The 11,688-nt window shown below is 35.6% G+C and carries 14 protein-coding genes; 1 reads left to right on the top strand and 13 read right to left on the bottom strand.

What is annotated here, in order from left to right; translation table 11 throughout:
- Positions 1-3 precede the first annotated feature (3 nt).
- The 7 genes from ACMAZI_RS07785 to cdaA all read right to left on the bottom strand — a co-directional run bounded on the left by ACMAZI_RS07785 (position 4) and on the right by cdaA (position 6,429).
- A complete protein-coding gene (locus ACMAZI_RS07785; protein WP_412473436.1) occupies positions 4-1,158 on the bottom strand; it encodes a cysteine desulfurase family protein in 1,155 nt (384 codons plus the stop codon).
- Complete coding sequence (locus tag ACMAZI_RS07780; RefSeq protein WP_115362987.1) at positions 1,142-1,705, bottom strand: Rrf2 family transcriptional regulator; 564 nt, start codon at positions 1,703-1,705, stop codon at positions 1,142-1,144. Before ACMAZI_RS07780 ends, ACMAZI_RS07785 begins: the two co-directional genes overlap by 17 nt.
- 320 nt (positions 1,706-2,025) lie before the next feature.
- Positions 2,026-2,481 (bottom strand): tRNA (adenosine(37)-N6)-threonylcarbamoyltransferase complex ATPase subunit type 1 TsaE, encoded by a 456-nt coding sequence (gene tsaE / locus ACMAZI_RS07775; RefSeq protein WP_158536898.1) that lies wholly within the window; start codon positions 2,479-2,481, stop codon positions 2,026-2,028.
- Positions 2,482-2,557: 76 nt separating this feature from the next.
- Positions 2,558-3,322, bottom strand: coding sequence for a pyridoxine 5'-phosphate synthase (locus ACMAZI_RS07770; RefSeq protein WP_115362991.1), 765 nt, complete (start codon positions 3,320-3,322; stop codon positions 2,558-2,560).
- Positions 3,322-4,686: a phosphoglucosamine mutase gene (glmM, locus tag ACMAZI_RS07765; RefSeq protein ID WP_115362993.1), complete on the bottom strand. Its 1,365-nt coding sequence runs from the start codon at positions 4,684-4,686 to the stop codon at positions 3,322-3,324. Before glmM ends, ACMAZI_RS07770 begins: the two co-directional genes overlap by 1 nt.
- Position 4,687: 1 nt before the next feature.
- The gene (locus ACMAZI_RS07760) at positions 4,688-5,620 is read right to left on the bottom strand and encodes a YbbR-like domain-containing protein (protein WP_120404909.1); all 933 of its coding nucleotides are present in this window, start codon (positions 5,618-5,620) and stop codon (positions 4,688-4,690) included.
- Between the two features lie 2 nt (positions 5,621-5,622).
- Positions 5,623-6,429, bottom strand: coding sequence for a diadenylate cyclase CdaA (gene cdaA, locus ACMAZI_RS07755; protein ID WP_115362997.1), 807 nt, complete (start codon positions 6,427-6,429; stop codon positions 5,623-5,625).
- Between the two features lie 47 nt (positions 6,430-6,476).
- On the opposite strand from cdaA, the gene ACMAZI_RS07750 reads away from it, so the two are divergent.
- A complete protein-coding gene (locus ACMAZI_RS07750) occupies positions 6,477-6,896 on the top strand; it encodes a secondary thiamine-phosphate synthase enzyme YjbQ (RefSeq protein ID WP_412473437.1) in 420 nt (139 codons plus the stop codon).
- Between the two features lie 74 nt (positions 6,897-6,970).
- On the opposite strand, the gene rplT is transcribed toward ACMAZI_RS07750, so the two are convergent.
- The 6 genes from rplT to ACMAZI_RS07720 all read right to left on the bottom strand — a co-directional run bounded on the left by rplT (position 6,971) and on the right by ACMAZI_RS07720 (position 11,685).
- On the bottom strand, positions 6,971-7,315 hold the full coding sequence (gene rplT, locus ACMAZI_RS07745; RefSeq protein WP_115363001.1) for a 50S ribosomal protein L20: 345 nt from the start codon (positions 7,313-7,315) through the stop codon (positions 6,971-6,973).
- A 138-nt stretch (positions 7,316-7,453) separates the two neighbouring features.
- Positions 7,454-7,660 carry a 50S ribosomal protein L35 gene (gene rpmI / locus ACMAZI_RS07740; protein WP_115363003.1) on the bottom strand — a complete coding sequence of 69 codons (207 nt, stop codon included), beginning with the start codon at positions 7,658-7,660 and terminating at the stop codon, positions 7,454-7,456.
- A 203-nt stretch (positions 7,661-7,863) separates the two neighbouring features.
- Positions 7,864-8,463 carry a translation initiation factor IF-3 gene (gene infC, locus ACMAZI_RS07735; RefSeq protein ID WP_255509247.1) on the bottom strand — a complete coding sequence of 200 codons (600 nt, stop codon included), beginning with the start codon at positions 8,461-8,463 and terminating at the stop codon, positions 7,864-7,866.
- 91 nt (positions 8,464-8,554) lie between these two features.
- Positions 8,555-8,983, bottom strand: coding sequence for a hypothetical protein (locus ACMAZI_RS07730; protein WP_120404911.1), 429 nt, complete (start codon positions 8,981-8,983; stop codon positions 8,555-8,557).
- Positions 8,984-9,886 carry a cation diffusion facilitator family transporter gene (locus ACMAZI_RS07725; protein ID WP_158536900.1) on the bottom strand — a complete coding sequence of 301 codons (903 nt, stop codon included), beginning with the start codon at positions 9,884-9,886 and terminating at the stop codon, positions 8,984-8,986.
- Positions 9,887-9,900: 14 nt separating this feature from the next.
- Positions 9,901-11,685 (bottom strand): 1-acyl-sn-glycerol-3-phosphate acyltransferase, encoded by a 1,785-nt coding sequence (locus tag ACMAZI_RS07720; protein WP_115363009.1) that lies wholly within the window; start codon positions 11,683-11,685, stop codon positions 9,901-9,903.
- Positions 11,686-11,688: the final 3 nt, after the last annotated feature.

Here is an 11,688-nt window from a genome sequence, read left to right as displayed (position 1 = left end):
AGATTATTTTAGGAATTTAGATAGAACGGGTTCTAGCTTTTGAATGATCTCACTAGAGTTTTCTGTGAACGGAGAAAGAGATAATCGTAGAACATTAGTCGAAGAAATATCATCTAATCCATAGGCCTTTGCCACTCGAGAAGGCTTTATGATACCAGATGCGCATGCTGAGCCACTTGATCCGCAGATACCGGCCATATCAAGTGCCATCATAAGAGTATTAATATCTCGATCACCTATACTAAAGAAGATTGTCGTGGCATTACGGCCTTTAGCATTAGCACCTATTACCGTAATCTCATTATTAAAGTTTTCTAATAACCATTTTTCAATTTCGACTTTGGCATTATTTACTTTATCGTAATCAAATTTTTCAAGATTGTATTCAAGAGCTAGCTTAATAGTATTTGTACCAAATGCATTCTCCGTTCCCGAACGCATGGCCTTTTGTTGACCGCCTCCACGTATAAGTGGAGTCCAATTAGACTTTGTCGAGATAAGGGTAAAGCCAACACTTTTCATGGCACCAAATTTGTGGCCAGAAAATGTATAGTAATCAAGACCTAAAGGAAGCTTTTGCCAATCTTTAACCTTAGAAACAAGTTGAACACAATCAATATGGACAGTTGCACCTGTCTCATTCTTTATCTCCAACACTTCATTTAAATCCCAAACAACACCGCTTTCATTATTTACGTAAGTGAAATTAATAAGCTTATCACCCTCAAGTCCTTTTAAGGCCTTAATAACTTCTTCTTTATTGAAGTCACCATCCTTAGTATTTAGAACTTGAAACGTACCACCTAATATCTCTACGTGCTCTCTTTGATTGACCATACTAGAATGATCACTGTCAAAGCATAGAACATGAAATGGCCTCTTTGCTTTTAATGAATTGAAGCTAAAGCCTTTTACAACACTATTAATGGCCTCTGTTGCACCTGAGTGAAAGAAGACATCGTATTCCTTAGCATTAAAAGTGGATTGAATTGTATCTATTGTTGCATTGATAAGAGATTTCGACTTTCTACCTAATTGATGGGTAGAGGCCGGATTACCAAAGCATGCGGCCCCCTTAGCGAGCCAATCTTCAACTGGTTTCACTAAGGGGGCCGTAGCATTATAATCTAGATAAAGACAATTATTGATTAATTTCACCTAAGCCTGATCTGATTCCTGAAGCGTACTCGCTAAATGCACTTTCTGTTGATGTGCTTTGAGTTTGAGCTTCAACTGTTTGTGAAGGTTGCTCATTAGTGCGCTCTTCGTTACCTCTTACTTCAGACTCAACCTCACCTGATTTTCTAATAAGGTCACCTAAAGAAGTTGTCGATAGGTATTCGCTCATAATGAAACCAAGGTTTTGGAAATAATTCTTTGATAAGTGGAACTCTACTGTATTTGCTTGTTCAGCTTCTGTTCCAAGAATATCCTTAGCAGGGTTGATGTTTTCACCAACACATTCAAGAACATCTTTAATTGTAATTTCTTCCATCGAACGAGCAAGAACATAACCACCACCTGGTCCTCTTACAGACTTAACTGCTTGACCATTTCTTAGCTTTCTAAAAAGCTGCTCAAGATAGTGTAGTGAAATGTTTTGTCTTTCTGAAATTTCCTGTAGTCTAACAGGGTTACCGTTGCTGTTTGTAGTTAGATCAAGCATTGCTCTAACTGCGTAGCGTCCTTTCGAAGTGAGTCTCATTGGTCTTCCTCCATAAATCCAAATGTTAAATAAAAAATTAGTTTTTTATACTTTAAGCAAGTGTGTGCTAATCAGGAGTCGCTTTCCATGCTATCCTTTCCTTGAAAGACCTTATCTATAAAATCTTTCTTCCTAAATATTATGTCAGCCCATCAGACTTAAAGTCAACTCGATTTAATCAATTATTATGAAAAAATATTTTTCATTTAATATATCTATAGAAAGCTAATAAATTCAGACACTTGAAGGTGAAAAAGAAGCAAGTAAATCTATTTAAAAACAGACTTACTCGGTTATTTCTGCCCACTTGTTAGAAGATGTTAAAAAATAATTTTTTTCAGAAAGTAGTTTCTTGAGGCTTCATCGTGTCCATCTTTAACTTCATTGCTTTCAATGTCTAATTGAAAATAATGGAAATCATCTGAGAGTTCACGATAAATATCACGAATATAGTCTTTTCCCCATTCTACTAGAAAGTACTTCTTTTCTTCTAAGTACATAGGAAGTTCTAAATGCATGATCTCTTCTGCTGTTTCAAGACGATAGAAGTCAGCATGGACAACTTCTCCGCAATCATTGATTAGAGAATATGTTGGAGATCCAGAATTATCTTCACCAAGAAAAATATTTGTAAAAGTTGTCTTACCTGCACCAACTGGCCCATTTAAAACAACGATTGCTGGCTCTTTTAATGATTCTTTTAATTCGACAATAATATTTGAAATATCGCTTTGGTAAACTTTCTTCCAATGTCTAACGTCTTTGTAGTCAAACAACGGTTTCTCCTTAAAATTCATTTAAGAATATTTTCAACGATTAAAATTTTTAAAGCAACGAAAGGAAAAGCATTCCTTACTTAATTGGATGGTTTCTAAACAAATTAAGCATATCAGAAGTTACATTAGCTATTCCGCTAAAGACGGCCTGAGATACAATCCAGTGACCAATATTATATTCTACAAATAAACCCTGCTCTAAAAGAGGTTTTACACTCTCCATCGTAAGGCCATGACCAGCATGGAAGGAAACCCCACTATCTTTAAGATAATTGAAGCATTGAACATATTTTTCTAAATGAGGATTTAAGTCACCTTCTTTTAAAAAGTCGATTGCATAAGCACCTGTGTGAATTTCTACAGCATCAGCTTTCAAGTCAATACATCTTTGCATTACTTTAGTATCAGCTTCTACAAAGAGTGAAATTTTCGTATTTGGTGTCTTTTCGCGAAGATAATTCATTGAATCTTGTACCTTAGAAAAGTTATCACTCAATAGGTCAAGACCACCTTCAGTTGTCTTCTCTTCTCTCTTTTCAGGAACAAGACAAATCCATTCTGGCCTAAAGTCTGCTGCTATCTCAACAATCTCTTTGGCACATCCTATTTCTAGATTAAGTGGTTTTTCATAGCGTTTTGTTACGGCCATAACACTTGTTAAGTCAGTATCTTGAATATGTCTTCGATCTTCTCTTAGGTGGATTGTAATTTGATCTGCACCGGCCTTTAATACATGAGCAGCTGCATCGGCAACGCTTGGATAACCTTCATCGCGTTGTTGTCTTAACGTTGCAACATGATCAATATTAACACCTAATCTAGCTATATTCTTTGTACTCATTACGCTATTTCCTTTTTAAGAGCGGCAACCAGACGATCACATACCGCTTCAATTAGAGCACTGCTCTTTCCTTCAACCATAACTCGAGCAAGAGGCTCTGTTCCTGAATAACGGAAAATAACACGCCCTTCATTTCCAAGCTCTTCCTCACAAGCTCTTAATTCTTTTTCAAAGCCAGGCATCTCTTCAATGCTTTTCTTTTGAGAAACTGAAACATTCTTAAGGATTTGAGGATATAATTCAATTTCTTCAGAGAGTTCATTGATTGATTTCTTAAAGTAAAAAGTTGCTTCAATGGCCTTAAGTGCAGCAAGTGTTCCATCCCCTGTCGTTGCATGCTCTAGGAAGATGATGTGACCAGAAGGCTCACCACCTAAAAGGGCATTTTCGCTCTTCATATATTCCATGATATAGCGATCACCAACTTTAGTGCGATGAAAGTTAAGGCCAAGTTTCTTTAGATAATTCTCAAGTCCTAAGTTCGACATTATTGTACCAACAACAGTGTCTCCCTTTTTAAGTTTACCTTGATCTAGAAGTAACTTAGCAAAAATTCCAATTAGTCGGTCACCATCAATTAGTCCACCGTTCTTATCAATCACCTGAATACGATCAGCATCACCATCAAGACAAAAGCCAATGTCAGCACGAAGCTTTACAACTTCATTTGCAGCCTCTGAAGGATGAAGACTTCCACAATTTAAATTAATATTTTCACCGTTTGGATTTACTCCAATTGAAAAAACTTCTGCTCCAAGCTCACTCATAACAAGAGGAGCGACTTTATAACTAGCACCATTGGCACTATCTACAACGACTCTCATTCCAGTAAGGTCACATTCTTCAGCAATTGCTGATTTCACGTGAACAACGTATCGTCCTTCAACACCTTCTAACCTCTTAGCACGGCCAATTTCACCACCAACCTTTGGCGGGATAAGCTTAGGATTTAATACTAGTTCTTCAAGCTCAAGCTCAACTTCATCAGGAAGCTTAAAACCATGAGCATCAAATATTTTAATTCCATTATCATCAAAGTCATTATGTGATGCCGAGATCATAATTCCAGCATCTGCTCTCATGGAAGTCGTAACAAAAGCCACGCCAGGAGTTGGAAGAGGTCCCGTAAAAATAACTCGTCCACCTTGAGAAAGTACTCCAGCAGAGAAAGCTTGTTCAATCATATAGCAGCTTAAACGGGTATCTTTTCCGATAATAATTAGAGGTGCTTTCTTATTTTCATTTTTCTTTTGAAAATAAAATGTTACTGCACGGCCTAGTGCCGTTGCGATCTCAGGAACCATTGGGTAAATATTAGCTTTTCCTCTAATTCCATCTGTTCCAAATAATTTTCTTTCACTCATTTTAACGACTCACTTTTATTACTTCTGGGTGTATTTTTAATAAGTGCACATCATCAGGGAGCTCTGCCCTTAAACGAATATTTGCACTTTTACCCATATCTGCAGGAATATCTGCATAAATCTTTATATCACTTTCTTTAATTTTATCATTTCCTGTCTTTAATACATCTAGGGAAACTTTTCTCACTCGAGAGCGAAATTTAATATTAGGTGCGACAAAAAGAATAGGAATATTCTTTAATGTTAAATTGGCCTTTTGCGGCCTAATATCATATTTAAACTTTACGATATTCTTTTCCCCGTATCTTAAGAAGTCTGGCAGCTCTTCAAGTTCAACTTGGGCCTCACCTTGTCCAGTGTACTCAGATAGATCAATCATACGAGTTTTAACAAGCCCTACTCCTCGCATAATATCTCTTGCTCCTTCAATTCTAACTTTAGAAGGCTGAACATCGGCCGAAATAAGCTTCAAGTCCTTCGGGAGATTATTTGTATAATTTAATTTTACTGGGACATTCTTATAAATGAGTTTATCAAGGTTTATGGTTACATATTTTGGAGAAATTTCTACGACTTCAACACCAAAAGGGACAACCAGATCACTATCCTTAATCGTATACTTTATTCTTTTAGTATTGCGCTTTACCTTTAATTTCTTCAAATCAATTTGAAACTTTAAATGATCATCACCATGAAAGTCCTTTAAAAAGGCCCTCGCACCTTTTAGTTTGACGTGAATCTCTTTTGCAGAAACAGATGTAACATCAACACTTGTTGCAGGAAGCACACTTAGATTATAGATCCTCTCAGTTTCAATTGGCTCTGAGTTTACAACGTAGAACCATAGAAAAACGGCCAGCGCTAAACTTGTTAGGATAAGAAATTGATTTTGTAAGAACTCAAATAGTCGACTATTTTCAATTTTACGTAACATCTCTAAACTCCCTGTCCTGTAAGATGAGTTTGTGAATCAAGCCTTTTACCTGACCAAGCTTTCTTAAGAAGTACACGTAATTCGTTTTCGTTATGACAATATAAGAACTCTCCATTATAGCAAAGTTTGATTTTTCCAGTCTCTTCACTAACGATAATTACAATAGCATCTGAAACTTCTGAGATACCAAGAGCGGCCCTGTGGCGTGTACCAAAGTGGCGGTCAATTTCAATATTCTTAGATAGAGGAAGAAAACATCCAGCGGCCAGAATCTTTCCAGCACGTAAAATGATTGCTCCATCATGAAGTGGAGAAATCGTTTGGAAAATTGAATAAATTAAATCAGAGTGAACCTGAGCATCTAAGACAGTTCCAGTGTCGATATAATTTTGTAGTCCATTTTTTCTTTCAACAACAATTAGTGCACCAGTTCTCTCTTTTGATAATGCCGTGACACTTTTTATAACTTCTTCAAGGTCGTAATTAACAGGAGAACGATCGAAGAAGTTAAACATTTTACGTCCAGTACCAACAGTCGCAAGTGCTGCTCTTAATTGATCTTGAAAGATAACGATGAAAATGATGAAGATATAATCAAAAAAGTGTTCTAGAATCCAATTAACTGTGTAGAGATTATAGTTAATTCCTAAGAAGTAGAGAATGGCCAAAAAAACCATCCCCAATAATACTTGAATTGCTCTGGTACCTTTTACAATCTTTAATACTTGATAGATCATAAAAGCGACAATTCCCATATCGAAAAAGTCTTTTATACTGAGCTGCTTTAATAGCGTGGAGAATAAAGTCATATATAATTCTTTTATTATTAATAATATTAAATGTTTGGAGTTTAATGATGCCTATAAAAACGCAGATAGTAAACACATCAGGGGAAGGCTTTTATAATATTACAAAAGAAATTCGTCACTGCGCAAAAGAACTTAACCCACAAGAGCGTGATGGAATCCTTGTTTTACAAATTCTACATACTAGCGCGGCACTATGTGTTAACGAAGCATTTGATCCAAGTGCAAAAGAAGATATGGAAAACTTCTTAAAACATCTTGTTCCAAGAGACTTAAACTTCATCACACATACGGCAGAAGGCCCAGATGACTCACCTTCACACATGAAGTCTATTCTTATGCAAACAGGACTGACCCTAATTATTGAAGATGGAGAATTTGATATTGGCAGATGGTCGGGAATTTATCTTTGTGAGTTTCGAGATCACAAGCAAGAAAGAAAAGTAAAAGTGAAATTTATAGAGGGATAAATAACAAAGGCCTCATAAAGAGGCCCTGTTATATAGTTTTGTTTTTTATTTTATTAAATCAATAGTTTAATGAATTACTTTGTTGATTCGTAGATTGCTTTAAATCCTTCAAAGTCTCTAGCAGCGATTTCCGCAAGCATCTTTCTGTTGATTTCAACATTGTTCTTCTTAAGCTGTCCCATGAACTTTGAATAAGAAGTACCAAGAAGCTTAGCAGCTGCAGAGATTCTAACGATCCAAAGCTTTCTCATATCTCTTTTAAGAAGCCTTCTACCGATATATCTGTAGTGTAATGCTCTTTTTACTGTTTCAGAAGCGTGATAGTACTTAGTTCTTCTTGAAAAGTGAAAACCTTTCGCTAATTTAAGAACCTTGTTTCTTCTCGCTCTTGCTTTAAAACCTCTTCTAACTCTAGACATAATTTACTCCATTTTTTTGACGTTTGGGGGTTAACTCATTAATCGTCAACTCTTGTACTTCCCAAAAATCAGGTTAAAAAAACAAATTGTTTTGTCGATTTATAGTTTCGACCAACTTAATTTTTGAATTGCTTGCGCTTAGTTTTTTGCAGCGTAAGGTAACATTCTTTTTACACGACCAGTATCTGAAGCGTGAACGTAATCTGTTTTACCAGCTCTTTTCTTCGCATCAGTTGGTTTCTTTTCAAGAATGTGTCTTAGGTTTGCTCTTTTTCTTTTGAACTTACCGTTACCTACTGGCTTAAATCTTTTAGCAGCAGCTCTTCTTGTTTTCATTTTTGGCATTAAATACTCCTTAAATTTTTCTGTGTTAAAACACAGATCGAGAATTCAACAAAATATAACAAAACTATAAGTGCATATTTGTAGCAGGTTTGCACACTTAATGCAAAGGATAATCATCTTTTAGTAAAAAAATATCAGGCACTTAGGAAGTATATGAGAAGAAGTGCCTGACGTAAAATCAGGCACTTACATATGAAAAAGAGTTATTTCTTTTTAACAGGGGCAACGATTGTAATAATACGATTCCCCATCATCTTAATTGGAGACTCAATAGCAGCTGAGGCTTCTTCGCAAACTCCTGCAAGAATCGACTCAAACTTCTCTTTCCCCATATCTTTATAGGCCATTTCACGTCCACGAAATTGCATAACAAATTTTACTTTGTCGCCATTTTCAAGGAATTTGTAGGCCTTCTTAAGCTTAGTTTCAAGATCATGTGCTTCAATATTTGGACGCAGCTGAATTTCTTTAAGTTGAACCTTAGCTTGCTTCTTCTTTGCTTCAGCAGCTTTTTTCTGTTGTTCGTACTTAAACTTACCGTAGTCCATTAGCTTTACAACAGGTGGCTTAGCTGTTGGTGCGATCTCGATGAGATCTACGCCAAGTTCTTCAGCAATTTCACGTGCCTTATCAATAGAAACGACTCCATACTGTTCTTCATCACTCATTAGACGACATTCTGGAATTCTGATTTGGTCATTCGTTCTAGGGCCTCTCTCTTTTCTTCTACCCCTTCCACCTTTAAAATTGTTGCTAATAAAACACCTCCGGAAATAAGACCAATTATTAGCGGTTGGTCTCATAATAAATAAATATCAAGAATTGATCATATACAATTCTAATAGTTTACAATTGTGATTGCAAACATAACAAAAAATATTCCTCGAGTATACATTAATGAAGGAGATATTTCTCATAAAAAACCTGATAATCCCCTTCATGTGAAGATATTCGTAAAAAATAGTCCTCATCTATACCTAAATCATTAAATAACTCAGAAATCTTCTTATATTCTCTTAACTTTTCTAGGCCAATCTCTACACTTTCAATATCTCCAGAGTTTAGATCCTTAGTTATAAGATTCTTATTCTGTATATTACCTATAATAGGAATCCCTACAATATACTCTAAGTCCTGCTTTTCATCCCTACTAACGAGAAGATAGAGTTCATCGTATTTGAAATGAATGAGATTGCCATGGACTATTTCAGACATTAAATGGGCCGCCTCAGAGAAAATGCTGCCTAATTCTTTATGAGTGGCCCCGTGAACCAATCGAATATTTCCAATTTTTCTAATATTTTTATCTTTACCTAAATCCATTTAGTCCTCGTGAGTCTCATCATCTGGTTCAATATGGATTAAAATATCAATATCGCGACAATAATCCTTAAGTAGTGATCTTAAGCGATCTTCAACCTCATGTGAAATTTCATGGGCCTTAGTTAATGAGAGCTTAGGATCAAGTAGAAGATGAAAGTCTATTTGCATCCAGGTCGTATTTCCACGCGCTCTAAACTCATGTATATCACGGACATATTGCATATCCTCTAATGCTTTTAGATAACGATCCTTAATAACTGGTGATACATCGAGGAGATCATTTAAGTTATCTAATGTAATTTGAATCGCTAGATAAAAGAGGTAGAAGATAATAAGTCCACCAACAATATAGTCGACAATAAAGATTTCAAACTTAGCACAAACGATTGAGATAAGAACACCAATACTAATGACCATATCACCGAACGTGTGCCCGCTATCTGCAATTAAAATCTTAGAATTTAACTCTCGCCCTTTTCGACCTTCATAACTTGATACAAATGCACTTACTGCAATTGAGATGAGTATTGATAATATTGGGATGGCCCCGAATAAACCTCTGGTCTGCTCCCCTGAAAAAACAAAGTCGTGATAATCAATACCTAATTTAATTGAAGAACCAAATAACATTAGAGCAATAATTAGTGCTCCAAGGTTTTCAAATTTATAATGGCCGTAGTTATGTCTACGATCACTTGGCTTTGCAGCGATTGCTATGGTGATTAAACCTAAGATATTTGAAGAGCCATCAAAAAGTGATTCAATCCCAGAAGATCTAAGAGAGAGAAAATCAAATTGAATACCAGCAAAGAGCTTAATTAGAGCGACTGCAATATTTAGGAAGAAAGTTATTAGTAAAACTTTCTTTATCGCACTTTCTCTTGATAGTAATTCAGTCTTCAAAGGCAACCTTTTAGTTATACCACTTTAAAATTAAGTTTGAGTTGGTCTAATAGAATCTTCTCAGTAGACTCGATAAAATCAGCGAGTTTATCTCTATCTGCTACGTAGTAAGAATTGTCTTCGTAGCCTAAAACACCGACTTGTTCAAAATACTGCAAAGCAGTTTTCATTAATTCAACATTTTGGCTTTCTGGAAAACGGATGACTCTTTGAGTTTGAATTTCTGCATTATAAACATCCGCAAATCGCTTCATATAATCGGCCGTCTTAAAAGAGACATTATTCTTTTGAAAACTTTCTAACGTCAAGGCCGATACAAAGTATGCTTCGTTTATATAAGTAAGAGAGCGAGCAAAGATACTTAATTTGGAAGCGACTTCATAGAGATCTTTATTAGTGAACTCAATGGCCTCGTTTAAATTAGCAATATCTCTTCCCACAACATTACTTAGTATCTTAAGAGTCTTTGAATAGTATTGTTTTACAGTTGGTAAATAAAACTCCATCTTCAATAAGCTTCTTTGCTTAATGAAGAATTGTTTTAAACAATCGGCATTTTCAATCTCACCACTAAAAACATTAAACCAAGCAAGTGATATGGTCCAAGGTATAATGAAGTGATGAACTATTGTATTTTTGAAAAAGAGAAGCTCTCCTCTTGAGTCCTTCTTAATTGAATAAAATAGAGAAGATCCAACTTCTTTTTGCCCAATAACATCAACTTTATTATTACCAATAAGGATGTCCATTGCACGGCCAATAGAGTCTTCTAATAGAGAGTCTTTTAAACCATCAGTAAAAGGAATATCATATGACTTACAATATTCTAAAATTGCCTGAGCTTTTAATATGATATCTGTCCACTTAAGAGCACCTGTTGGCTCATCAAGAAGAATTAGAACAAGTAAGTTAGTCGGCGTTATAACCATTTGATCACCAACACTTCTAAAACATTTAAATGCAAGGTCTCTTACATGCTTCTTATTCTCATCTGGATCATCTAATTTATATGCATATTGAGGCTTACCAAGATTGATATGTATTTTACCAAATTGATAGGCCATAAGTTTTAGAAGGCCAAAGAGTTGTCCTGTCGACTCTTTCTTTTTCTTTCCACCCATCATCTCTTTTGCCAGTGCTTTTTGCTCTGGAACATACTCATGAGCAATACTTACAGGAACAAATGCTAATCCTCTCTCTTTTGCATTTGGAAGATGTGAATGTGCCTCTAGTAGCATTTGGTATAGGCCGTATTTTGGTGGCCTAAGTTTTCCAGAGCGAGTACGCCCACCTTCAAAGAAGAATTCAATGGGCTCTTTCCTTTTTAATAAAGCAAAGAGGTAGGCCTCCATTGTAAATTTATAGAGAATGTCGTTTTGAAAGCTTCTTCTGATAAAGAAACATCCAGATTTTCTAAATATTTTACCAATTGGGAATATATTTAAGTTATCACCACCTGCAACATAGAGCATGCGTTTGTATTCTTTAAAGAATTTGTAATTAATAGCAATATAATCGGCATGTGATTGATGATTTGGAACGAGAACGACACTGTCTTTTTCAAGCAAAGCTCGAAGATCAGTGTCATTTTCTTTGTAACTGATACCATCATAAAGTCTTGGTAAAGTAGCATCAAAGAACTTTTCCATCGACTTCATATATGAAGGTGAGTTAATTGCACGCATTTCTTTAAAGTTTGCAATTACTTTCTTCCTAGTCGCTTCAGGATCTTTACTATCACTGATGCGTTTTACGATCTTAGGATAACTTAATAAGTCATCTAGGATATCAGTTTGCATAGA

It is taken from the genome of Halobacteriovorax sp. YZS-3-1 (assembly GCF_047084945.1).
GTDB classification, from domain to species: Bacteria; Bdellovibrionota; Bacteriovoracia; order Bacteriovoracales; family Bacteriovoracaceae; genus Halobacteriovorax_A; species Halobacteriovorax_A vibrionivorans.
Note: the sequence above shows the minus strand (reverse complement) of the source record. Positions and strands in the feature narration are given on the sequence as shown.